The organism is Riemerella anatipestifer (assembly GCF_035666175.1).
GTDB lineage: Bacteria > Bacteroidota > Bacteroidia > Flavobacteriales > Weeksellaceae > Riemerella > Riemerella anatipestifer_D.
In genome coordinates, this window is sequence record NZ_CP142016.1 from 1,936,308 (window position 1) to 1,959,841 (window position 23,534).

At 38.7% G+C, this 23,534-nt stretch carries 30 protein-coding genes; 5 read left to right on the top strand and 25 right to left on the bottom strand.

The genetic code is table 11. The features are described from left to right. Window positions 1-2: 2 nt before the first annotated feature. Entirely contained in the window at window positions 3-1,532 is a 1,530-nt protein-coding gene (locus VIX88_RS09620) for a hypothetical protein (protein ID WP_154212550.1), read from the bottom strand. 159 nt (window positions 1,533-1,691) lie between these two features. On the opposite strand from VIX88_RS09620, the gene VIX88_RS09625 reads away from it, so the two are divergent. Further along, window positions 1,692-2,374 (top strand): IS1 family transposase gene (locus tag VIX88_RS09625; protein WP_222535059.1). Its coding sequence is split into 2 segments (ribosomal slippage): window positions 1,692-2,019 and window positions 2,019-2,374, totalling 684 coding nucleotides; the frame shifts between segments, so codons are not numbered across the junction. Here VIX88_RS09625 and VIX88_RS09630 read toward each other — a convergent pair. The 7 genes from VIX88_RS09630 to VIX88_RS09660 form a co-directional block, all read right to left on the bottom strand. Continuing rightward, complete coding sequence (locus tag VIX88_RS09630) at window positions 2,371-3,225, bottom strand: DNA adenine methylase (protein ID WP_222535058.1); 855 nt, start codon at window positions 3,223-3,225, stop codon at window positions 2,371-2,373. The two genes, VIX88_RS09625 and VIX88_RS09630, sit on opposite strands and share 4 nt — an antisense overlap. A 1-nt stretch (window position 3,226) precedes the next feature. Continuing rightward, the gene (locus VIX88_RS09635; RefSeq protein ID WP_064969752.1) at window positions 3,227-3,850 is read right to left on the bottom strand and encodes a thymidylate synthase; all 624 of its coding nucleotides are present in this window, start codon (window positions 3,848-3,850) and stop codon (window positions 3,227-3,229) included. A gap of 244 nt (window positions 3,851-4,094) precedes the next feature. After that, window positions 4,095-4,661 carry a hypothetical protein gene (locus VIX88_RS09640; protein ID WP_127919927.1) on the bottom strand — a complete coding sequence of 189 codons (567 nt, stop codon included), beginning with the start codon at window positions 4,659-4,661 and terminating at the stop codon, window positions 4,095-4,097. Beyond that, on the bottom strand, window positions 4,654-5,208 hold the full coding sequence (locus VIX88_RS09645; RefSeq protein ID WP_064969748.1) for an N-acetylmuramoyl-L-alanine amidase: 555 nt from the start codon (window positions 5,206-5,208) through the stop codon (window positions 4,654-4,656). Before VIX88_RS09645 ends, VIX88_RS09640 begins: the two co-directional genes overlap by 8 nt. Beyond that, window positions 5,205-5,603: a hypothetical protein gene (locus tag VIX88_RS09650; protein WP_064969746.1), complete on the bottom strand. Its 399-nt coding sequence runs from the start codon at window positions 5,601-5,603 to the stop codon at window positions 5,205-5,207. The genes VIX88_RS09645 and VIX88_RS09650 overlap by 4 nt, the downstream gene beginning before the upstream one ends. Window positions 5,604-5,615: 12 nt before the next feature. Then, entirely contained in the window at window positions 5,616-6,056 is a 441-nt protein-coding gene (locus tag VIX88_RS09655; RefSeq protein WP_127919929.1) for a hypothetical protein, read from the bottom strand. Window positions 6,057-6,067: 11 nt separating this feature from the next. Next, on the bottom strand, window positions 6,068-6,736 hold the full coding sequence (locus tag VIX88_RS09660; RefSeq protein WP_222535057.1) for a hypothetical protein: 669 nt from the start codon (window positions 6,734-6,736) through the stop codon (window positions 6,068-6,070). A 207-nt stretch (window positions 6,737-6,943) separates the two neighbouring features. On the opposite strand from VIX88_RS09660, the gene VIX88_RS09665 reads away from it, so the two are divergent. After that, window positions 6,944-7,822: an IS982-like element ISRa1 family transposase gene (locus tag VIX88_RS09665; protein ID WP_214193766.1), complete on the top strand. Its 879-nt coding sequence runs from the start codon at window positions 6,944-6,946 to the stop codon at window positions 7,820-7,822. On the opposite strand, the gene VIX88_RS09670 is transcribed toward VIX88_RS09665, so the two are convergent. The 17 genes from VIX88_RS09670 to VIX88_RS09750 form a co-directional block, all read right to left on the bottom strand. Next, window positions 7,815-8,603 (bottom strand): hypothetical protein, encoded by a 789-nt coding sequence (locus tag VIX88_RS09670; protein WP_222535056.1) that lies wholly within the window; start codon window positions 8,601-8,603, stop codon window positions 7,815-7,817. The two genes, VIX88_RS09665 and VIX88_RS09670, sit on opposite strands and share 8 nt — an antisense overlap. A gap of 15 nt (window positions 8,604-8,618) precedes the next feature. Continuing rightward, entirely contained in the window at window positions 8,619-9,446 is an 828-nt protein-coding gene (locus tag VIX88_RS09675) for a hypothetical protein (protein ID WP_064970238.1), read from the bottom strand. Beyond that, window positions 9,443-9,904, bottom strand: coding sequence for a hypothetical protein (locus VIX88_RS09680; protein WP_064970237.1), 462 nt, complete (start codon window positions 9,902-9,904; stop codon window positions 9,443-9,445). The genes VIX88_RS09675 and VIX88_RS09680 overlap by 4 nt, the downstream gene beginning before the upstream one ends. Then, window positions 9,894-10,733 (bottom strand): nucleotidyltransferase, encoded by an 840-nt coding sequence (locus tag VIX88_RS09685; RefSeq protein WP_214193840.1) that lies wholly within the window; start codon window positions 10,731-10,733, stop codon window positions 9,894-9,896. The genes VIX88_RS09680 and VIX88_RS09685 overlap by 11 nt, the downstream gene beginning before the upstream one ends. 2 nt (window positions 10,734-10,735) lie before the next feature. Then, the gene (locus VIX88_RS09690; protein ID WP_064970236.1) at window positions 10,736-11,023 is read right to left on the bottom strand and encodes a hypothetical protein; all 288 of its coding nucleotides are present in this window, start codon (window positions 11,021-11,023) and stop codon (window positions 10,736-10,738) included. Beyond that, window positions 11,001-11,357, bottom strand: a complete 357-nt coding sequence (locus VIX88_RS09695) for a hypothetical protein (protein WP_064970235.1) — start codon at window positions 11,355-11,357, stop codon at window positions 11,001-11,003. The genes VIX88_RS09690 and VIX88_RS09695 overlap by 23 nt, the downstream gene beginning before the upstream one ends. Before the next feature lie 5 nt (window positions 11,358-11,362). Then, the gene (locus VIX88_RS09700; RefSeq protein ID WP_064970234.1) at window positions 11,363-11,605 is read right to left on the bottom strand and encodes a hypothetical protein; all 243 of its coding nucleotides are present in this window, start codon (window positions 11,603-11,605) and stop codon (window positions 11,363-11,365) included. A gap of 1 nt (window position 11,606) precedes the next feature. Further along, window positions 11,607-12,089 carry a hypothetical protein gene (locus VIX88_RS09705; RefSeq protein ID WP_237190274.1) on the bottom strand — a complete coding sequence of 161 codons (483 nt, stop codon included), beginning with the start codon at window positions 12,087-12,089 and terminating at the stop codon, window positions 11,607-11,609. Window position 12,090: 1 nt separating this feature from the next. Then, window positions 12,091-13,065: a hypothetical protein gene (locus VIX88_RS09710; protein ID WP_064970241.1), complete on the bottom strand. Its 975-nt coding sequence runs from the start codon at window positions 13,063-13,065 to the stop codon at window positions 12,091-12,093. Next, entirely contained in the window at window positions 13,049-13,678 is a 630-nt protein-coding gene (locus VIX88_RS09715; RefSeq protein ID WP_064970240.1) for a DUF6046 domain-containing protein, read from the bottom strand. The genes VIX88_RS09710 and VIX88_RS09715 overlap by 17 nt, the downstream gene beginning before the upstream one ends. A 4-nt stretch (window positions 13,679-13,682) precedes the next feature. Further along, window positions 13,683-16,136, bottom strand: coding sequence for a phage tail tape measure protein (locus VIX88_RS09720; protein ID WP_214193841.1), 2,454 nt, complete (start codon window positions 16,134-16,136; stop codon window positions 13,683-13,685). A 362-nt stretch (window positions 16,137-16,498) separates the two neighbouring features. Then, window positions 16,499-16,819, bottom strand: coding sequence for a hypothetical protein (locus VIX88_RS09725; RefSeq protein ID WP_064970232.1), 321 nt, complete (start codon window positions 16,817-16,819; stop codon window positions 16,499-16,501). Window positions 16,820-16,849: 30 nt separating this feature from the next. After that, complete coding sequence (locus VIX88_RS09730) at window positions 16,850-17,287, bottom strand: hypothetical protein (RefSeq protein WP_064970231.1); 438 nt, start codon at window positions 17,285-17,287, stop codon at window positions 16,850-16,852. A 3-nt stretch (window positions 17,288-17,290) separates the two neighbouring features. Beyond that, on the bottom strand, window positions 17,291-18,469 hold the full coding sequence (locus tag VIX88_RS09735) for a DUF2586 family protein (protein WP_064970230.1): 1,179 nt from the start codon (window positions 18,467-18,469) through the stop codon (window positions 17,291-17,293). Continuing rightward, window positions 18,469-18,873 (bottom strand): hypothetical protein, encoded by a 405-nt coding sequence (locus VIX88_RS09740; RefSeq protein WP_064970229.1) that lies wholly within the window; start codon window positions 18,871-18,873, stop codon window positions 18,469-18,471. Before VIX88_RS09740 ends, VIX88_RS09735 begins: the two co-directional genes overlap by 1 nt. A gap of 60 nt (window positions 18,874-18,933) precedes the next feature. Continuing rightward, complete coding sequence (locus tag VIX88_RS09745; RefSeq protein ID WP_064970228.1) at window positions 18,934-19,815, bottom strand: hypothetical protein; 882 nt, start codon at window positions 19,813-19,815, stop codon at window positions 18,934-18,936. A 64-nt stretch (window positions 19,816-19,879) separates the two neighbouring features. After that, window positions 19,880-20,839 (bottom strand): HK97 family phage prohead protease, encoded by a 960-nt coding sequence (locus VIX88_RS09750; protein WP_064970227.1) that lies wholly within the window; start codon window positions 20,837-20,839, stop codon window positions 19,880-19,882. 161 nt (window positions 20,840-21,000) lie between these two features. Here VIX88_RS09750 and VIX88_RS09755 point away from each other — a divergent pair, with 161 nt between their 5' ends. The 3 genes from VIX88_RS09755 (at window position 21,001) to VIX88_RS09765 (ending at window position 23,494) form a co-directional block, all read left to right on the top strand. Further along, a complete protein-coding gene (locus VIX88_RS09755) occupies window positions 21,001-21,423 on the top strand; it encodes a phage terminase small subunit-related protein (RefSeq protein WP_064970226.1) in 423 nt (140 codons plus the stop codon). A gap of 62 nt (window positions 21,424-21,485) precedes the next feature. Then, window positions 21,486-22,994: a phage terminase large subunit gene (gene terL / locus VIX88_RS09760; protein ID WP_237190285.1), complete on the top strand. Its 1,509-nt coding sequence runs from the start codon at window positions 21,486-21,488 to the stop codon at window positions 22,992-22,994. Window positions 22,995-23,029: 35 nt separating this feature from the next. Continuing rightward, on the top strand, window positions 23,030-23,494 hold the full coding sequence (locus VIX88_RS09765) for a phage protein Gp36 family protein (protein ID WP_064970224.1): 465 nt from the start codon (window positions 23,030-23,032) through the stop codon (window positions 23,492-23,494). The last annotated feature ends 40 nt before the right edge of the window (window positions 23,495-23,534 follow it).

Sequence of the window (23,534 nt, forward strand, 5' to 3'; positions counted from 1 at the left end):
GATTATTTTTGTAAAAGTTTCTCTAATTTTTCTAGTCTTTCTTTGAGCTCTTTTACTTCTTTGTCTTTCTCTAAAAGGTGTAAATAGAGTTCTTCTATCTTCTCTACATTGGTAAGCTGTGTAGCCATAAGGTCTACATAACCCTGTTTTTTAATTTCTGCGGCGGACTTATACCCTGGCAAATGCCCATTAGTCTTTACAAAATCTTCTACTTGACTTAGGGTTTTAAAGCTATAATCTGCCTTTAGGCTAGAAGTACCTGTGTAATACTTTTGGAATACATAGTCTGGGAAGATAGCGGCATTAGTACCGATAAAGCCTGTAGCTTTTACATTACCTGCAACCTCTAGTTTTTCGGTAGGGGAACTTGTACCAATACCTAAAGACCCTTGCAAATAGTTTGTTTTTTTAGCACCAACAATATAAACTCCAAATCTTTTGGTAATTCTTAAGTCATCCACATTATCTCCTCCTTCTGAATAGAAATCATAGATTTCTCCTATTGTACCTCTATAATAGCCTGCTAAAGTTTCGTAATTTCCATAATATAAAAAGGCTTTATTTATATTGTTTGTAGGAGTAAAATTAGACCTAGTATTAAATCTAGAAAAAGAACCATAAATTCTATCTATATTTCCCGTACCATTAAGCCGAACTTCTGACAAAGAAGCTGCCAAAGTTCCTATTGCTTGATTGGAGTTGGTTGTTGCATCTGCATGAACTCCTATAGAAGTTTTCACTTTAGCATTTTGTCCATTAATCGCAGCCGAGCCATATATCCCTACTAGTCGGCTTAGTTCTGTATTCCCAAAATGCTGTCCATTTGCAAATAAACTTAGAACCATATTATTTTGGAGAACATCCGAATTTACACTTGTAAGAAATGCATGATTCCATATTTGTTGATTAGAGCTATGGAGTTCACTATCTATGTTAAAAACATCGAAACCTTTAGAGGCAAAAGGTATTGGGGAAGAAATAAAATTTATATCTGAGCTATTAATCAATGTTTTTTGGAAGGCATTCATCTGTAATAAATCTTGCTCTACAGGCGTTCTTACAGTTCCATCAAGCAAATCAACATCTGTCCACTTCGGATTATTAGTTTTGTATAGTGAGTATCCTCCATTATTTAAATATTTAGTCACATAACTACTTACTGGATAAATTAACTTAGCATCACTACCATCTTTTCCCCATATAATATCATTAGTCACATTATTTGGTTTCACCCACTCCGTACCGTTGTAGTAATAGTAGCCTTTCTCTGTAATTTTAGCGACCTTAGGGTCAGTACCTTTGTAGGCACCTATAGTACCATTGGTTTTATTAGCGTCATCTATTACATACACTAGAGTTCCTTCTACAGGAGCTTCGATACTTGCCACACGAGTTTTACTTAATTGGGGAGCTAAAATCCCTTCGTTAGTCTTGGCGTTATCTTGGCTATTGGTTGCATTGGGCTGAACATCTAAAGTAGCTCTAGGTGAGGAGATATTAACCCCTACTTTTCCACTTTGCCCATAAACCACTAATCCCAGGCCTAAAAAGGCAAGTACACTTAATTATAATCGGCAAAACGAAATGTACAAAAATTTAATTTGAAATGTACATTTTTTGACACAAAAAAAAGGGCTTATTCAGCCCCTTTTGGCATTGTTAATCTGATATATTTTTTATAATTTAGCCTAATGAAATGTACCAAATGTCAATCATCCAATAAGATTAAAGCAGGCTTTGCCAGAGAGCGACAGCGATATAAATGTAAAGATTGTGGCTATTTTTTCAGTGTTGAGAAAAAATCAGATGTAAAAACACTAGAACAAAAGCGTCTTGCTTTAGAAATGTATCTAGAAGGGTTAGGCTTTCGAGCCATTGGGAGGCTATTAAATATTAGCTATGGAACAGTTTATCAATGGGTTAAGAAATGGGGAGAATCTGTAGAGCTTCCAAAAAATGAAGTTCCTATTGAAATAGTGGAATTAGATGAGATTCACAGCTATGTACAGCATAAAAAAACTACTGTTGGAGCTGGATTGCTGTTGATAGACTTAGAAAAAGGTTCATCAGTTTTATTAGTGACAAACGGGACACAAAAACCTTCTTAAAACTTTGGGAGCAATTGAAAAACAGAAATATAAATGTTTTTTGTAGTGATTATTGGAAAAGTTATTCAGAGCTGATACCCAGTGAAAGACACGTAACCTCCAAAGCAGAAACCTTTACAGTGGAGGGATATAACAGTAGAATAAGGCATTATTTGGCGAGATTTAAAAGAAAAACAAAGTGTTACTCTAAGTCAAAAACAATGTTGGAAAATTCTTTAAAACTTTTGTTCTTGAAACTAAATAATGAATTGAATATAATAATTTAACAATACCCCCCTTTTTTATAGTGATACATCAAATCTATATAGCTAGATTTACTAGTAATTTGGTTGTTCACTGCGGTGCAGGTTGCTCCCTTGAATGGATTAGCGTTATCTGCCGTTCGAGTTTCCAACCATTGGCAAAGTTCAATTATCTGCGACTTGTTACTCGTAAAGTAGAAGTAATTAGCACCTTGCAAGGTCTCCAGCACTTCCAAATAATCCGTTAGGTGCCAGTAACTGTCATTCTTGTAAGTAGCAGTGTCAGTTGATAAATATGGCGGGTCTACTAAGAAGACCACATTATCTACATCTTTCCATTTTGCAAATAAGTGCTTGTAATCCTCTGAAACCACCTCTATACCTGCGAGGTAATCGCTTGCAGTCTCATAGTTGCTTTTTCGGATAGTATTATACAAGGTATCTTCCGTGAAGTCTTCCAGCTTCGTTCCATAATTCATGGAAAATTTAAGGGAACTAGACAGGCTTATCCAATCCACAAAGCCCCGCTTGTCAGCTTTTCTAAGCACTTCGCATACAGCCTCTCGTTCTACTCCATCTATCTTTTTACCTCTTGGCGTTTGCAAGTTTAAGACTCTAAGCTCGTCTAATATCTTATTTGTTTCGGGAATAGCCTCCAATCGCTGTCTGAAATTATCATAATCGTTATAAATCACTTTTGCATTAGGATGCACACACTTAACCGTGTGGCTTAATAGCCCAGAACCTCCAAACAAATCTACATAAATAGCATTGCTTGGATATTTCTTCACCGCTTCGCTGAAGTACCTTACAAAACCTTTCTTTTGACCTTGAAACGGCAAGGGTGCCGATTTCCATTGTTTTCTCTTTTCCATATTATACATTCAATTCAAATTTTACTTTCTCTCCTTTTAATAATCTTTTCGTGCCTTTGATGTTATTCTCATAAATATGCACTTTCCCAATATTTAGCGTAATGCTTTTAAGTGGCAGGTCTATCTGTCTACTGATAAGATATAAATGGTAAATATCTGCTGGAAGCCCTAAATTAGCATCGCTTGACCTCTGATAAGCCGATACTACCAATTTACCTCTATCTATCTGAAATTGAACTAAACTAAGGCAGGGCTGTTGGTTGCTTTCTGCTCCTGTTTCGCCAAGGAATAGCACATAATTTTTACTGCTTCGCTTTTCTTTGTTAATTTGTTCTATACGTTCAAAATAAGTAGGATAACTATTTACGAGGATTGGTCCACAATAGTCCCACCAGTCTATGCCTACCTCCTTGTATTTTTCTGTGAGCCTTTCGCCTTTCTGAAACAACTCTAATTCACTTTTTAGTTTCAGCCTTGCAATACCGTGCCCCTCAAATATCTCCAATAAATCGGCAGGTTTGAGCTTAAGCTGTTGGTCTAGTAGATATTTAATTTTACCCTTTTTATTTTCTTGTACCTTACCTTTAGTAAGGATTTTGCTTAGAATTTCGTGATATTTATTCATAATTATTTGCTGATTATTCTTACTTTTGCAATCCCTACATCCATAAACACAAAAAGCACACAGGCACAGAAGATTTATTTGTCCTCCGTAGCCTGTGTGCTCGTGTTTAAAAGATGTAGGGAATTTTTTAAAGCGGAGGACATTTTTTTAATCCTCCTATTTTTTTCACTTGCAGAGTTAAGGCTACTGCTTAACTGGACAAGGGCGAATTATACGGCTCGTTTCCCAACCTGTTTATTTATCTTTAAATCTTTTTTAAACGGCTTTTAAACCACCTAAAAAGACCTGCTCGTTCGCATATCCATATAACAGCTATTAGCAATAGCAACCAAAGTGCATACTTGAAATTATTAGCAAGTTTATTACCTTCTACTCGTATCTGTTCTTGTTCTCTTTTAAGTTGGTTGATTTGCGTTCGTTGCTCTTGTACAGTATTAACAACATTGCTGATATATCTAATAAAATCTTGCACGCGTTTATGTTCTATGCTATCTTTTACAGACTTTCCTTCCGTGTAAACTGCATTTCTAACTTCTAAACTCCTAAAAGGCTTTCCTTCTCGGTATTCCGTGAGGCGGGCAGGTTGGGTAGTGTCTTGGCTTTTGAGTGTGAAATTATAGTTAAACAGTTCCACTTTCTTAATAGCCTCCTGAACACTTTCGGAGTGGTTCTGCACCTGCTCCAAACTCTCGAGCTTTTCCGTTTTGGTTACTTGGACACTTTCCGTTTTAGTGTCTATAGTTACTTTCTTTGTCTTACAACTTACCGCTAATAAGGCGATAAGTAGTGTAAATAATAATCTTTTATGCATTTCTATCATATTTGATTAATAATTGAACTAAAAATTCCGCAATACGCTCTTTATTCGTAATAAACTTTTGCATATCTGATTTGTTCGTGATAAAGCAAAACTCTATTAAAATCGCCGTGCCTCGTAGGTTCAAAATACCAATTCTATTATGTTGACTTTGCCCTTCTGTCTTCACTCCTCGATTTGTAATGCCCATAATCTTAGCCAACCCGTTCGCAGCTTCTTGTGCCATTGCACGGCTGTCAGCTCCTGCATTACGACTTATGAATACTTCGACACCAGTGGCTGTTGGAGGACCTACATTCAAATGCATGTCCATTACCACATCACCAGTTCTTAGCTCTCTCCTAATTCTACCTTGGTATTGTCGGTTATTCTCGCTATTGTCGTCTGTATTAAATGGATGCCCTTTTGCTTTCAACCTCGCAACCATCGTATTTCTAAGGGAGTCCATTTCGTCTCTCTCAATGTAGCCATTGGCTACCGCCCCAGGGTCGGCTGAATGATGCCCAGCCGAAGGGAATACTTTAGTATTTATTTGTATCATTTCTTATACAAACTTTTAAAATTTTCTATTTGATGATTTACATTCAAATTGATAGATTTTTCACAATGGTTGGAGTCTTTTTTATCTAAATAGTCAGCCAGCCATTGCCCTATTTTTGTAAGCGTTCTGTCTCGTTGATTCTTGCCTAAGACAGACGAAATAGTTTCGTCTATATTTCCGAAGTGGTGGACGCTTTCCGCCGTGATGAGTTCGGAGTTCCAAAGTGTGCGGAACTCTCGGTTTGCCCACTTATCGATTGACTTGGCAGAATTAAGAAGATACCCGCTTGTATCTCCATAAATCTTCCGAACTTTCCTCCTATTCCAAAGGGTTAATGGAGGGATTAAAAAATAGGCGATAAGCCAAAGCAATAAGTTAATAGCTCCTTTTTTCATAGCCTTGTTTTTTTAATTTCTAACAATTTCCCAATCTTGTGATTCAGAGAAATACATACCTTTACCTTCTTGACACTCTTTTTGAGTGATAATGAGTAGTCCTTTCCTAAACAATTCATTTATATAATCTGTATAAGACTCAAAATCTTCCAGATTTAACCTAAGTAACTTTGATAATTGTTCTAATTCTTCATAAGTGTAAACTTTAATTCTTGTTACAGGAGTACCTAATCTTTTAATTACCATTATTTTTTTAGTAATAGTTTCTTGAGTTATTGGTTCTACCTCATTTACCTCTTCTTCTACCTCTTTAGTACAAGTATCTATAATTCTTAGTTCATACTTATTTTCAGTAGGTTTGTTTTGAATTAAGTCTATTTCCATTGTTACAATGCCTTTGTGTATTGGTGGAAACATTAAATCTCTATTAGACTGTATTGCTATTTTTTGCATTTTTTTAAATTTTAAGGGTTATTACTTTCTAATTGTTCTATTCTTTGTTCTAAGTCATATATGGTTCTTTCCATTCTGTTGATAGAGTCAAATAATCCAGATACCATTTGTTGAACAGAACCTGCAACAATTCTACTTACATCTTCCGATAATATCCTTGCAAAATCATTTACACTTCTTATTCCAACTGTACCATCACCTTTCACCATTACTATTTTATTAAATAATGTATCTCCATCTGCACTGGCTGTTCTATTAAGGTCTAGTTTGAGTTGTCCATTTATTTTTAGCCATCTTTCATCAAACTTTCCTGTTATTAAACCATCATCTATTTTTGTGAAATTATGCTTATCATTGTGTATGGATAATATATTGTCTCTAAATCCAGAACCTACTCCAAAATCCAAATTATTTCCTATAACAACAGAGTTAAGATATTGCACTCTACCATAAGTAGAATAATTATCAGAACCTATGAAAAGGTTATTATAACATCTGTACAATAAATTCCAATAAGGAGATTGTCCTATGATGGTAGACATTATAGCCTTATCTGGTCCATTAGTGCTTGTAAGAATATTTCCCACAAATGTGTTCATTCCAGAGTGCAATGTATAATTATCATTTGGGTCATTTGGGTCTATACCAAAATATTGCTTACCTGTATTATTTTTTGCCATAAATGCAGATTTAGCTACTACAGGTGATAAAGACTTGATATCATCTATATCAATAGTTTCTGATTTAAGACTAAAGGCTGTTGCTTGCCCTATGAATGTATTAGAATAAGATTTAGGTAAACCCGTTGTGCATTATGAAATGAAAAAAACAAGAGTTGTTTATTAGACTGAAAATCAGTATATTGTTTTTGCTATAAAACGATATAAATGAACAACATAGAGCAAATATATGAAAGAATTTTGGAAGTTTTAGGACTTTTTTCAGAAAATCAACTGATTAGTTATCAGAGAAGAACACCTAAAATGAGCGATTTAGAAGTCATAAGTCTTAATATTACTGCTGAATACTTGAGTATTGATAGCGAATTACAGTTATTTAGAAAATTGCCAAACTCTCTGATAAACAAAATTGAAAGAAGTGTTTACAATAAGCGAAAACGAAGACTATCCCTACAAACAGAGCAAATTAGACAGCGTATTTCGATGGAGTTCAATGAGTTTGAAGATATTTTTATCGTTGATAGCATGCCAATGAAAGTTTGTGAAAACGCTCGTTCTACTCGTTCAAAAATTTGTAAAGAGCAATCCTATTCTTCACCAACATATGGTTATTGTGCTTCACAGAAATTATATTTCTATGGCTATAAACTACACGCAGTATGTTCTTTAAATGGTGTGATTAAGAATTTTGATATAAGCCCTGCATCCGTTCACGACATCCACTATTTAAAAGATATTGGTGAGCAAATGCGAAACTGTACTTTAATTGGAGATAGAGGCTATTTATCAGCAAAAGTTCAAATAGATTTATTTAACTATGCTAATATTAAATTAGATACACCAATGAGAAGTAATCAGAAAGATTATATTCCTCAATTTTCATTGTACAAGAAAAAGCGAAAACGAATTGAGATATTTTTCTCTCAACTTTGCGACCAATTTATGATTAAAAGAAACTATGCTAAAACTTTTGAAGGCTTTAAAACAAGGATAATCAGTAAAATAACCGCCGCAACGGTTATTCAATATATCAATAAATTTATCTTCCAAAGAAAATTAAATCATCTAAAAATCAGTATTATTTAAAATGCACAACGAGTTTAGGTAAATTATAGGCTGTTGCTTGCCCTATAAAGGTATTTCTACCTCCTTTTTTTAGACTAAATCCAGAGCTACTCCCAATAGCTAGATTGTAACTATTATCATTAGCATCAGTAGATTCATCATTTAATTTTTGTAGTGCTGAAGTACCTATTGCTGTATTATGTTTTCCTACTGTATTACTATACAATGCATAACCTCCTATTGCTGTATTTGTTTCCCCTGTAGTATTATTCTCTAACGCACCAATACCATAACTTACATTGTAATTTCCTGTGCTTGACTTATTAAAAGTACCAAAATAGAGTGAACTTGTAGAGATGTCTGTTCCAAATCTAATTTCTTTTATATCATTAGATTCTTTTCTAAATAGTATATCTCTAGGAGTATAATTCTCGTTATTAACAGCCTTTTCTAGGGTTATATCGTTAAAAATCCCCTTAATTTGCTCTTTGGTATGTACATTACCCTCTATATCGCCACTATCCACGGTAGCTATGTTAGAGGGCAGCTCTCCAACACCCAAGGCTTCTTTCCAAGAGATGATATTTTCAGCGGACAGACCGGAGGCGTCCGTGTTTGCCTTGGCGTTGAGCTGACTGACATCCGCTTTGTTTGCCAAGCTACCGTCAAGCCCTTCTATCTGCGTTTGAGGTATTTTATCACTTTTATGGTAAAAGCTATCTATCCACGCCCAAAATTGCTCTTGGGTAGGTTTTAGACCATTTCTGAACCAGTTTTTTATGATGTTTTTGTCAGTTGCCATTTTTTATTTATTTTTTTAATCAAAACCTACAAATTCAATAAACCTAATCACTCTATATGGAGGCATATTGTTGTGAGGTTTATCTTGTCCACCAGAATTTATTGTTTCTTTAAATTTATTTCCTGGAGAATTACTCCATATTGTTTCTCTACCTCCCGATGGCGTTTCTTGACCTACCCAACGCTCCAAATCATAATTAGGAAGTTCTGCTTTAGTAAGTGTGTGTTCAGTTTCTCCCCTTCCAAAGCCTATCTCGTTCAATTTATAATCGAACCCCGAAGGATTGAATCTATAATCGGGGTCTTGTCCCACAGGCATTCGTCCGCGTAGAGGCACATACTCTCGCCAACCTTCTGGAATAGGCTCGCTCGCTGGCTTACCCCAAATAGCTATTAAGCCAATAGGCACGGGGCTTTTCTTTTCTTCTAACGCCTTAATTCTGTCTTCTAAAGACTTCTTGAAAGTGGCTATTTCAGTGGTTGGAAATACCCTTTTAAAATCTGCCCAACTATAAGTTTGGTCGGGCGTTGATGAGCCAAAAGTGGCGTATCTTTTGAATATGACAGGCTTATTACTTCCGTCCTCAAAAATTCGGTTTTCAGTTTCCTCTCGGATAATTACATTTGTTCCAAGAGTACCACCATTGAACTCCAATATTTCTCCATTGATGTAAACCACTCCATCGGTAACATTATTACCAGATACCTCGCAACCGCTTATGATGGCAAAGTTACCTGCCATACTTCCCAGCTTATTGAATAAGCTGTAAGCTGTCTGCATCGCATCTAGTATGTTAGTAGAAAGCGGAAAACCTCCAGTCTGGTTAAAGTTTAATTTATTCATATTACTTGTATTTTATATCTTTTTGACGCCAATTTATAGAAGTCAATCACTGCCTGCATTTCGTAGGCGTTATAGGTAAGCCCTCTAGGAACTAAAACAATAAAGTCCACTCCCGTATCGGCATAATCGGCATCGTCTCGGAGGTATATAGCCCCTAAATATTTAGGGTTTTGTTCACCGTCTGTGTAGATATATTGCCTTTGGTAACGGTTGCCGTCCGCTATTTGGATACGCTTCTGCGAAACATCAAAGCGGTCATTCAGCACCTTTCGTAAATAGCAAACTTGACTGCTATGTTGCAGGTTGTAGAGGTTCTCGTTTCTATTGAAATTAAACCTATCCAAAAGCCCCCGAAGCGGATAATGCAAAGCCCTAAGCCACGCTAAGTGCTTTTCTTTCCTTAGAAAAGTAGGCGTTAATAGTGTTACGAGCTTGTCTATGTCTATATTATACCACATACTCAATACCGTTGAAATTTTCTATTTTAAAGTAGCCGCTTATAGGTATTGTTTTAACATCTATAGGCTGAAAATTACCGTAGTCGTTTACATCTGCATCTATCCATTTGCTTTCAGCGAGAGTGATATGCGGTATTTTTACCCCTTCTACTTTTTGAAGTTCATCTACCAAGTGTGCTAAAACCAACTCGCCGTTGAAAGGTAACCTTTTTAGATAAGCCTTAATAGCATCTTCTACCGGCTTTTTACCTGTTAGAATAGATTGTCCGTTTTGATCTAGGACCAAAGGGTCTCTATATATTTTCATTTGCAATCTTAGAATATCGGGACGATAATTAATTACGGTAGTTTGTATGCCTGCATCTTTAATCTCACTTAAATACGCCTCAAATGTTGCTTTTTGGTCGGCATTGATAGGCTGTAATTCTTCCCCTTGTTCGGTAGCTATTTTAATAATCAAACGGCTTTCATCGGTAGATTCTACAACTGCCGAATATTTGATAATTTTACTCGCTTCTACTTGTTCGGGGTCGTGTCCTTCGTTATCAAACTGGTCGCTGTCCTCTAATAAGTCAAAGCCATATTGAAAGGCTAGAGCTTTATTTCTATACCAACGAGCCGTGTGTGGCTTTAGCTGTCGCAACGCTTCGGAAACTTCCTCTTTGTGGGTATCAAACAACTTTTCCAACACCCAAATCGCAAAAGCAGTAATATAAATCCATAGTCGCCAAATAGAGGTCTTACTGGTGCTATTAAGCTCCTGCAAAGCAGTTTCATTCTGCTTTGCGGTTAGTATTTCGTTCTGTATTTCTTCTACGCTTCTTGCCATAATTAACTTACTTTAAAATCTATACCTATTGCCCAGCAGCCTATTCCAGAACACTTCTCTACAACCTCCGTTATGGCTGTGGCAGGCTGGATACCTTTAGCGGTATAATAGCTTAGGATATCTCTATCTGTCTTAATCCCTTCGGGCAGTTGTAGAACCGTACCAGCTTGTACATCGTCGGTTATTGCTAAATTGTTTGCCATTGCCAACTCAAATACACCCTCGATGCTTCCTGTGTGTTGAAGGCAGGCGTCTAAAAGACTTTGATTATGGAGTACGATTATCTGCATACTGTTTCAGTTTGTTCCTAAGTTCTGTATTTTCGGCTTTCAAGTTGGCTATTACTCTTTTATGTAATTTTATTTCATCTTCAAGAAGCTGTACCTTTCTGTTGTGCATATCTTCAAACTCCTTGTACTTCGCCTCATAGCGAGCTTGAAGGTCGTTGAGCATATCTTGGTACAAATCGACTTTTTTTCGCTCGTTTTCGATTTCTATACTTTCGTTTGCTACGGCTATTCCCCTCGTTTCCTCGTTTCTTTTTCTTCGCTCCAAAATCCAACCAAGCCCTGTAATTGCAGAGCCTCCTCCAAATAATAGAGTAATCCAATCCTGTATATTCATGTTATTTAGCTTAAATTTGCAATCTTTATCTCTGTTGTAGCACCTGTTTGGGAGGTTGCTGTCCCTGTGGTTGCTACCTTTATTCCCGCTGGAACTTCCACTCGAAGCTCCAATATTTCTTCCACGATAGCTGTAGCTATTTTATCTGACAGTCGCTCCACCGAGCTGTCCCAACTTTCCTCTTCGTTTTGCTCTTGTAGGAAAGCTAATTTTATTTTTTGTTTGAGTCTTTCTTTGTTCAGTGGCATTTTAATTATCTTTTAAAAAGTTTTTAAATCGGTTTTCAATTGCCGTAAACTGAGGTTTATTTATTAGTTTGATAGTTGGTCCTGCATTGGTCGTAAATTTCATTTTCTTAATTTCCTGTATCAAATCCACCATTAGAGCCTTTAATGTTTCGTTTTCTTTGCGGAGGAGGAAGCCGTCTTTGTCTACCCGCAACTCCGTTTCCTCAATGTTTACCCGAAATTCCTTTAATTCCGAAGCATTTACCACGACAGCTATTTCTTTACTCACAAACACCACACAGACCAAACTCCCCACGCTTGGCTCGGCATATACACCGCCTTTTTCATCATCTACGATTAGATAGACATCATTGATTTCGGAACCGCCGTCTAATGGTTTCAAATCTGCCGTTTTGTTTTCACTATCCACCGAAAGCACCTCACAAATTTTGGCGTAAACCTCGTCGCCTGTTTGGGCTAATTGTTGTATTAGTTCCTTTATCATCTCAACTTACTGCATTTCCAAGTTCAATGGTTTGGCGGTAGCCACTTTGACCGAATTTGATTTCATTTTTCTTGACCAAATAGGTCCCGCTATTACCGTCCGATGCGTGGATTTCCACCATATCGCACTTGTTGACTTCGGAAACGCCAAAGGTTTCAAAACTGCCTTTGAATCCGCTTTGCTTGTAGCGTTCAATAGCTTGCATCGCATATTTTTTCAATTCTTCTTTACTCAACCCGTCAATACGGATTTTAATTAGCTCGCCGTCCTTGTCGCCATATTCGTAGGTTATTTTTTTATGCTTCGCATCAAAACTTTGGGCTTCTACATGCACCCGTATATCTTCCTTATCCCGATACTCAAAATTTTCGTTAATAATGTTCTTTCCATGCTTGAATACCGCCTTTTTTCGGTTGTCCAACGGATAAGCTAAACCTATGTACAATATGCTTTTTCCGTCTATCATTCGGAAGTAGGAAGACAACATCATTTTTTCTTTGAGTTCCTGCAATTCCTCCGACACATTGGCTTTAGTAATTCGCCAATTTCCCACCTTTATATTATCATCAATGAGTTTAAACTCAATGTTTGTCCCTTTCAATAGATGCGTGATAACCTCTTTTAAACTTGCATTTTTAAAGGCTTTTGGCTCTGCTTTTTTCGATTTGAGGATAAACATACCATCTTCACATTTAATGGTTACGGGCGTTTTGGCATCTACCGACCGCATGAAGCCTGTAAATCGGATTTCGGGTTTATCATCGTAACCAAGTTTAACCGTTATTTTATCGCCTCTTTTAATGGGGGGCTTTCCGTCTTCTCTTGTATTTTCCTGCCAAGTGATGTTCTTGGGTAAAATCAATTCGCAGGTATCGGTAAGCGTGCCCGTATCTTCCACAATAGTACACTCGTTCAACGCGGTAAACTCCCAAGTTTTATCGCCTTCGATGATGATATGGCTACTTAACTTTAACATAATCTTCCTTAATCGTTTTAATTTCATACGGAGTATCCGAAAGCATTTGTATCTGAATGCTTTGGCGGTTGCTATGGGTTTCCTGTACCAATGAAAATGACTTTACTACTACCGATGTTATCCCAAAAACAAGCAAAAACTCACTATAGGCTTCAATCGCTTTTGGAAGTGTTAAAATTTTTATTAATCGCTCCAGTTCGGCCTTTGGATAAGTATTACCCGGTATTTGAAAACTCACTTCATCGTCTTCGTTATCGACTTGTTTTTGCCCTTCCATTACTCCGGCATCCACTGTAATCACATAATCGCCATTGCTAATGAACTCTTTTATCGTTCCATCTCTGCCCTGCAGGGGTGTTGTCACGATATTTCGTTCTTGTGCAACACTCATAACAACCTCATTGAAAATAAAAGCTTCATCTTTGTTTAGGATTATTTTTAAACTGGTCAACCATTGCTTATTGAGTAATTTCTCCGCCTCCGAAAAAGTAAAGCCTTCTTCTTTTCGTATCGGAAAAGGCTTCGCCGTCTGCATTCCAAAACGAAACGCTAGGTTTACGGCAGCGCTTTTAAGTCCTCTGCTGTCAGGTCTAAATGAAAAATCTTGTATCATAACTTTAATCTGTTGCACCTGCAAAGTCTGCCGATGCCGTTAATAACACTTCTCTTACCGCTTGTAGTAATTGGTGCTTGTCAATACCATTGCTAGCGTTCATATACACATTGAAATTGTCCATCATCTTACCGATGCTTAAGTTGCGTACTTTGTTGCCACTGTCAGAACCGTTGCCTCTTCCCACTCCAGAGCCTTTTTGGGTTGCTTTTACGGCAGAACCGCCAATAGTTGGGGTTTTGGGAATACCTCCTTTTACATCAAACTTGGGGTCTTCTACGAGTTTGACCTCTTGTGGTTGGTCTCCTTTTTTTGCTTTTTGTTCTCTGTCAAATCGTTCTCCAGCCTCTTTTGAATTTGCTTTTCCAGTCTCATGTACATTAATCGTTCCCTCCGAAGAAAATAACTTATTCCAAAATTTTTTAATAGGCGTAAGTATTCCCGACAGCTTATTCTTCATTCCGTCAAATAAACCTACAATCCAATCCCATATTTTTGAAAAGGCAGACCTTACCGGCTCTATAATAGTTTCATTCAGCCACTGTCCAAAACCTCCAAAAAGCTGTTTTATCCAATTCCAAACCCCTAAAGCAAAGTTTTTAATCGTAGAAAATACCCATTTAACAGTATTCCATATTGCCATAAAAACAGTTTTATACAAATTCAAAATCCAAAGAGCTACGGGCTTAATAACATTATTCCACGTGCCTAATACAATACTCTTTACCCAGTTGAAAACATTTTTAATGACTTCCCAAATGGTTAGGAACACCCATTTATACACATTATAGTAGGCCATGGCAATGGGTTTTATTATCATATCCCACACACGCTTGGCGTATACACCTATGTTATGGAATATCGCTTTAGCCGCCCCACCGATATAGCCGAGTATTTCATGAAATTTTCGAGAGTTCTCCCATAGGTGTTTGAATAAAGCAATCAGCCCAGCAATAGCCAACAGAATAAGCCCTATCCCCAACGCATCTAAAGCGATTTGAAAGGCGGTTGCTCCTAAAGTAGCCTGCCCAAAAGCTACAGCCACTGAACGAATACCGCTTGCCTGTATTCTTGCTAATACCGCGCCTATGGTCATTTGAGCATTAATCGCTCTTAGTTTAAGTGCGGCAAAAATTGATTTAATTCCCAATCGGTTTTTTGCACGGGTATTTTGGTTCGTTGCGGCAGTGTTTATTTGAGTAGAAATAGTATCACTATCCGTTGCCCCTTTCTTAATAAATAGCTTTGGTAAAAAGGCTTCAAGAGTAGATTTTAAGGCTATGTAAGAGCGCGACAATTCTCCAGCCATATTAAACATACTAAAGAAACCTTGAATAGTGGGCGCAAAAGGTTCAATTAAATTGAAAAAACTAATTTTCAAATCATCAACCCAAGCTTTGGTTCTTGCCATTTTTTCGGTATAGCTCCCCATAATGGTGTTAGCTTGCTCTACCGCGGAGTTGGTACCTGTAATTTGCTGGGTTAGTTTATCCGCTTCATCGGCACCGTTAATCATTGCAATAGCAGCTGCCATATTCTCTTTACCAAAAACCTTAGTCATTAGGGCGGTGTCGCCTTGTATTTTACGTAAAGTTCGTAATCTATCGGTTAAGGATATGCTATTATTTGCTAAATAATCAACTGAAATACCTGCCGCTTCCAAGCCCTCCGCTGCTAATTTGGAAGTAAAACGCCCCTCGGATAAGGTTGTTAAAACATTTCGCAACGCCACACCACCCTCGCTTCCTTTCTTTCCCGCCTTGTCCAAAATTTGGATTTGGGCGTTAGTTTCTTCAAAACTCAAACCCGTGGTTTTCGCTACCATACCCACCTGCTCCAGTGCCGACTGTATTTGTGGCAACTCCGCAGAACCTGCTTGTGCCGCCGAAGACATCACATTCATCATGTCTGCCATGACTTTGGCGGCCCGTATGGGGTCTTCGGTGCTTACGCCAAATTGGTTCATTGAGGTGGTCAGTACATTAGTAGCCGCTACCGTATCCCCACCCATTTGCTTGGAAAGGATATTGATATTATCCCCCATCATTTTCATTGCCTCGCTGTTCTTGGCAATTTCAGGGTCAAGCTGGGAAAGCACCAATTTATAAGACTCTACATTCGCACTGGCATCCGTTCCAAAAGTTTTGGAAGTTAATCGTGCTGCCTGTTCAATTTCTTTCAAGCCTTGTCCTGTTACCCCTGTAATAGCCGAAAGTTCCGCCATTTGAGAATTGAGTGTGGCTCCTGGCTGAATAAGACTATCGAAGCCTTGCTTCAGTACACTAATACCATCAGCAGCTAAATTAACAGATAACAAAGCCTTGTAACAATCACCGAAAACTTTTTGTGTTTTTTCCGCAGATTTATTTACCTCACCAAGTCCTGTATTTATTTGAGCAAATACAGGCTCCCCATTAGTGGAAAAATTTATCTGATATGTTACTGCATTTGATGACATTTTTGTATTTTTGTAAAAAATGATTATGAAAGGTTACAAATTATCTCTGTTAGGTTATTGTTTTGTTATCAGCTTATTGGTATCCTTTGTTAATCCTATTCTATTTCTTATAGTTTCAAGCTTTTGGGCTTTTTATGCTCTCATTACATTTGCTAATCGATGCTCTGATAACTAACCTCCAAACAACGCCTTAAACATTTCCGCTTGGTTTTTCAACCGCCATTCTTCTAACCAGTAGGCTTGAGCATAGAGTTTATTCCACTCACTTACCTGCAACTTTTCGGGGTCTATATGGAAGTTTGAGCGTATGAGCGCATCGCCCTTCCATTGTTCCCGTTCCGACTGCTCGCTTTGTAGCGAGCTTATAAGTTTTTTGCCTCGGCGGTGGTTTTTTGCATTCTCGCCATAAGTGCCTCAATAGCTTTCGCTTTGAGCATATCCCTACTTTGTATTTCTTCGTCGGCTTTTACAATGTAGTTCGCATAAGCAGATTGCACTGCTTTCATCTCATTACTCTTACTAATTGCCGTTAGAGCTTCCAATTGTTTAAAAGTCGGTTCTTTGAAAATTACTTGCTGTTTTTTACCTGCATAGGTTACTTCTACCAATACCAAAGCTCCGTGCTCTTCTTTCAGTTGTTCTATCTCCGTAGCGGTTAGTCCGCAAATTCTTTCGTCTTGCATTTTTTTCTGTTTTTAATTATTCTTAAAAAATTACCCTTTTGATTTATCTACAATGTGGGACATTAATAATTCCAGTTCCACCTCTTTGCTCATGTCGCCTTCTTTCCAATCAAAAGCTGTTTTTTTGAACTCACAATTTTTCAAAATATGAGTTACCAAAGGCTGATTGTCGGGCTGATAATTTACCGTTATGAGAAATGGTGGTAAACGATGCAACTGTCCTTTGGGAGCTTTGGCTTTCAACGCCATCACGGTACTTGCCAACAAGGTTACCGAACCGGTAGCTTTTACTCTTCCGTAGCCTCTTGACACGGGGTGTCTTCCTGCTCCGTAAATATTCTCTTTCTCTTGTTCCTCCTCATATTTTATCGCACGAATACCCGTTACCGGCACACCGCCAATATTAACGGCAATATCCGCCCAGCCGTATTCTCTACCGTTAATTAAAGGTTCTAATTCTACTGCCATATTTTAATTGATTTGAAGGGTTAATCCTATTTTAACTTCGATTTGTCGCATAGCCCCAACAGGAACTATTTTAATAACCAATTCCAATTTTGAGTTTTGTAAAACTCGTTGGTTAGGGTTGATTTTAACCTTGTAACCGCTGATTTCTCCGTTTCGTAACATTTCGTCCAACGGCTCATCGCATAAGGCTTCTAAGGCTACTACACCCGAAGGCTCTAACATACCCGTATCGGGGTCGATATAAGCAGGTCCTGATACTTTTGGAACTAACACACGGTTGACTTCTCTAATAGCTTTATCAACGGCTCTATTGTTTTCAATATAGGCGTAATCACTGTCTTTCGCCGTTGCCGTGAAACTATCATTCACATAAGTGCCTGCGTGCCCCGGATACTGTGTTAAGAATATATAGCCCTTTTCGTGGAGAGCTTCCAACTGTTGGGGCGTATAATTTCCATTTTTAGAACCATCGCAAAAGGCAGGAACATCTAGTTCTAAGGCTTTCAGTTCGCCCCCTGTCAATGCTTTGTCATAAGCCATACTGACCAAATTCTGTTTTTCTACCCAAGCAATGGACTCATGTACTTTTGCTTTTGAAACCGCACCCAATACTGCACCGATGCACGAAATTGACGGCTTAGTAGCGTGAATATAGCTCCCTCTGCCTGCACCATCTTGACCAATGACCACACTCACCCTTTCACAATTCATCGTGTGCAGGTTAGGAAGTTCCGTCATATTGGCACTTTCCACCTTGAACGAATACAAAAAGCTCAAAGGCGTAATTCTATTACCCAAGTCCACAGCAATGGCATTCAACTTGCTAAGGGCATTTTGAAGTCCGGACATCGCCGTTTTATAATCACAAATAGCCATTTGGCGAATTTTACCCTGTGCAAAATTTTGCAATACTTTCGCTTCCGTAAAGTTCCCGTCAGAAGTGGCCACCGCTTGCACATAGAGTTTCGCCCCCTCATTTATCCGGAAAAATTCAGAAATATGATAGTGCAACACAGGATTATTAGTGGGTGTAATGCCCGCATCTGCCAACTCGTCCACGGAAATAATTAACCGTTTTTCCACAGCAGTCTCCCCATAGACGATTAAACCGGAAATATGGTCTTCGCCCGGCAAGGTTCTGCCCAAGCCTCCGTTTTCTCTTATAAACCTAACGCCGTTCATTATTTCTTAGTTTTAGGGGTTTTTACTTTTTTGTTTTCTGTGTCTTCTTTTTTCTCAGTTTCAGAAGCGCCCGCGTTTTCATTCGCCGAATCTTCTTTTTTCTCGACGTCAGAGGTGTTTACCTTTTCCTTTGGTGCGTCTTCTTTTTTATCAGCTTCAGAAGTGCCCGCGTTTTCATTCGCCGTATCTTCTTTTTTCTCGGTGTCAGAAGTGTTTACCTTTTCCTTTGGCGCGTCTTCTTTTTTTACATCGTCTAAAGCGATAGGTCGAACCAATTTTTCCACGTTCTTATCTTTTAGATTGGAAGCGTAATTATGGGCATCGTTAGGTGTGAAAAAATATTTATTGTCCGATGTTTTGTAGCAAACATCCAGCCCTGGATTATCTTTGAAAATTTGTTGCATAATTGTAGTGTTTTAAAAAACCTTAGGCTTCTTATACCAAAAGCCTAAGGTTTTGGTTATTTATATTAAAGCGGCTCTCCATTTATCCTCTACCGGCGTAGCAATAAAGTAGTGTCTATAACTCAATCTGTTAGATTGATTTTCTGGATCACTCTCTGCCTCTCTAAAATATTGCTTGGTTAAACCTGTTTTCTTAGCCGTGTTTTCCAATACAAAACAAACGGATGCAGGCTTGTCGCCTCCTCCAGGTACTTCTCCAAAGGCCTTTTTCTCTCCGCTAGCGTTGTAGTGAGGAGAAGCCACATACTTCTTAATCTCAAAACCTACAATCACAGGAGACACCTGCCCAGACTTGTAATTCACGAGCTGGTCTCCGAAGTTTTTTCGGTCTTTTAAAAGGGCGTTCCAGTGTTTATTGCACAACACCAATCTTCTACCTTCTTCTGGCCACCCTGCCTCGTCGCATTTGTCTTTCAAAGCCACCAAGTCCTCGTAAGTACAACCTACAGAAGCATTGGCTATTTCTAAGACAATATTGCCCTTAGTTGCATCGGCTTGCATAGGTGCTAATGAGTGAAGTGCTTTCTTTACCTTTTTCACACCGATTGCATTCGTGTGCGATTTGGTAACCGCGTCTATACGCTCGTAGCTTGCCCCGATGATTTGGTCATCAGTTAATTTGGTCGGTTTGGTTTGGTATTTGTCCAAACTAATCACCACCTCGTTGTCATCGTATTCTTGCACTAACAACGGATAGGTATTATTGTTGATTAATACATCAGGATTGAACTGTGAAGTTGGGATGTGAATTAAGTTCTTTTCACCCATTTGGGTAACCTCGCCGTCTAACTCGGCAACGCCGTCCAAGAAGTCAGCTTCTGCTCCTTGCTCTAAGGTCTGTCTTACACGACCCTCCCATATTTCTGGAAAATTTTTAGGCATAATTTCTATTATTTTAAATGTTTTACTTGTACTTATTGATAAATCGCCTGCGTAGGCTATCCGCTTAAATTGATTTTAAAATAGCTTGGTAGCCTTCTGGATTCGCTTCTTTGAACGCCAACTGCTCCGATAAGCTCAACTTTTGGAACTCTTCCATATTGGTTACAGCAGATGTTCCGCTTGGCGATTGCACCCCCGTACTAAAATTTCTTTTAGCAGGAATAGCGTCTAATGTAGACTTTGCCAGCTCAAAGTTTTGAGTTGCTAAGTCAATAAACGACTGCTTTTTATCTGCAGTAATTTTACCCTGTTGGATAGAAAGCTCAACTAAGTCCGTAACGGCTTGGGCTTTTTGCTCTTTTTCTTTTTGGATATAAGCGTTCAGCTTTTCTTCTGAGAGTTGGAGCTTTTGCTCTGCCTCTTCTTTTTGTTTTTGCAAGCCCAAAATAGCTTGATTAATTTCTGTTTCGCTTGCCTCGATAGTTGTTTGAGCAAAGCCTAGGGCGATAAACGCCAATTGTGATAGTTTGATTTTGTTCATATTTTTTGGTTTAAATTCTGCTGAATTTTGGGCAATAGACAAACACAGGGCTTTTACATCGCTATCATTCATCAATTCGCCACCCTCGGCGTAGAGTCGTAGGGCGTTGGCGTTGCTTGGTATGGCCACAATGGAAGCTTCGTGCAACTCGCACTTTTCAAGAACAAGCTCGCCGTTTTCATAGGAAAAATCCTTTTTATTAAAAGATATTCCCATACTGGCTCCTTTTATCATTCCTCGCTCTACCTTACCCTCAATCGCCTTAGCGTGTGGGTCCTCACTATCAAAATGGGTATCGGCGGAGAGTTTTCCGTCCGCTGTCTTAAAATCCTTCCATTGTCCTATTACAGAAAGGTTCGACGGATTATGCCCGTCCAGCATTACAGGGTTCGTAGAAAACCTCTCCAGCGAAATACCCGAAGTTCTTATTTTGAATCCGTAGGAATTTTGTTTGTTTTCGTCGTTAAGTATGAATCTTGGCATTTTTCGTCCTTTTTCTGAGGCAAAATTGGAGCGTATTTCACTGAAAAAAAAAGAGTTGTCAGATGTTTAAGCAGGGTTGTGTGAAGCTCAAACACAAGTGTATAATCCTCGTACTTTTTCTTTCAAATAGGAATAATTTCGGCAAATTTTGCCCATAAAAAATGGCTAAGACACAAACAAGGCTCAAAGCTGCCGAGTTTTATATTGAAAACATTGAAGCCACATTGAAGGAGGTGGCAGAACACTTCAAAGTAACGGAGAAAACCGTTGGGAATTGGGCAAGGCAAGACGATTGGGAAGCACAGAGACTAGATTTTCACGCTTCGCCTACCGTCATCAAACAACGCCTCCAACAAGAGGCCCTTAACCTGACCGAAGGAGGTAAACCCAAATTCAACGCTGATGCCGTCAATAAAATTATGGCAGCTATAGACCGACTGGAAAAACGGGCTGACCCTATTGTGGTGCATAAAATACTCAAAGACTTGGATAATTTCATTTCGGAAATAGACCCCGATTTTGCTAAAGAGTGTACCACCTTTCACAAGCAGTTTTTACAACATCGCATTAGTTTAGAGCAATAATGGATAACAAGAAGTATTTACGCTTATTACAGGACTACGATAAGCATTGCCAGCGCATTGCTTTGGCAACTTCCGTGAATATCCACGAAACTGCCAAAGAAAAAAACGATAGAATTAAGCGACTGGAAAAAGACTACATCGCTTGGTTTGAATACTATTTTCCCAACTACGCCAAAAAGAAATCGGCGTGGTTCCATAAGAAGTTAGCAAAAATCATAACCGACAAAAAACGCCTTCGATTATTGGCGGAGATGTATCGCTCGGCTGGAAAGTCTGTACATATTGATATGGGCATTCCGTTGTATCTATACTTAGCGAAAAACGACCTTAAATTTATGCTACTGGTCGGAGAAACCGAACCCAAAGCCAAAAAATTACTTTCGGGCATTCAAGCACAACTTCAGTTTAACAACCGTATCAAAAACGATTACGGCGAAAAATTCAGTTTAGGTAATTGGGCAGATGGTGACTTTGCCACTTCCGATGGCGTTCGGTTTATGTCTTTGGGATTTGGGCAGAACCCAAGGGGTGCGAGGGAACAATCCGAAAGACCGGATTACATCGTTGTGGACGATGTGGACAGCAAAAAAAGCATCCATAATGACCGCATCATGCGTGAAAATGTGGACTATATTACCGAAGATGTTTGGGGGTGCTTTGACAGTTCCGAGGGAAGCACAGAACGCTTTGTATTTGCTAATAACAACTTTCACAAGAATAGTATTACCAACCGCCTGAAAACCTATTTTACACAGGTCATTCAGCAAGATAAAGAAGAGGAAGGGCTGGAAGACTTGCACGATACTCATTTTGAAGTCCTCAGTGTAAAGGCGGTTAAGAACCTGCAAGACTTTACCCCCGAGTGGCCCGAGAAAACCAGTGCCGACTATTGGAAAAACAAATTCAAAAAAACACCCTACCGCTCCTTTATGCGTGAATATATGCACACGCACATTGAAGATGGAGCGATATTCAAGTTTGAGGACATTCAATACAAAAAAGCCTTGCCTCTTAAAGAGTATGACAGTCTATGCTTTTATGGCGACCTTTCCTACAAGCAAAACGCCGATTACAAGGCGTTGATACTGGTAGGAGTGAAAGGCAAAGAATACCATATATTACTGGTGTATATGCAACAAAAAAGCCGTGCGCATTGTGCCAAATGGCTCTACGACCAATACGAAGCCTACAACTTAGACAAGTTCAACATCCGCTATATGATTGAGGGATTGTTTGCTATGGACGAGTTTGTTTCGGATTTCGATATTGAGGGCGACAAACGGGGCTACTACATTCCGGTAGTGGCGGACAAACGAAGTAAAACGGACAAATACGACCGCATCGAAAGCCTTTCGGGACACTTTGAACGCAAATGTGTGTTTTTTAATTCGGAGCAAAAAACGCCCGATATGCAAACGCTGATTGACCAACTTTTGGCTTTTGAAAAAGGAAGCCAAGCCCACGACGACGGACCCGATGCCGTGCATGGTGCTTTTCAATGGCTCACAAGACGGAATAGAAGGGCTAAAGGCACTTATAAATTTGGAGCAAGAGTAAATAACCATTATTAAGCGGAGAGCCTCCGCAGGCAATTAAATATAAAAATATGTTTTTACAAAAAGAAGACCTAAAAAATAACATCTACAACTATCAAATAGAGCAAATCACAGAGGGTGATGATGGTATTGTGTTGCAAGCCTTAGCCTCGGCAGAAATAGAACTCAAAAGTTACCTGCAGGGCAACCATAAAAAGGAATACTTGGACGGTAGGCTTCGCTATGATGTAGAGGCTATTCTCTCCAAAACAGGAGACGAACGCAACGCTTTATTGGTAAGCCACGGCATCGCCATCGCTAAGTGGTACATCATTGATTTGTGTAATGTGGATATTCTCTACGAACAAGCCAAAGAACGCTACGACCGTGCCGTTATGTGGCTCAAACAATTAGCCAAAGGGGAAGTAAATCTATCTGATTTACCAATCCTAAAGGACGATGCCGACAACGAAGATGAGAATACAGTGCAACCATTTATTTATGGCTCACGCCCAAAATTCAACCACGAGGCATAACCCCCAAAAAATATGAGAGACATCAAACTAACGGACGACT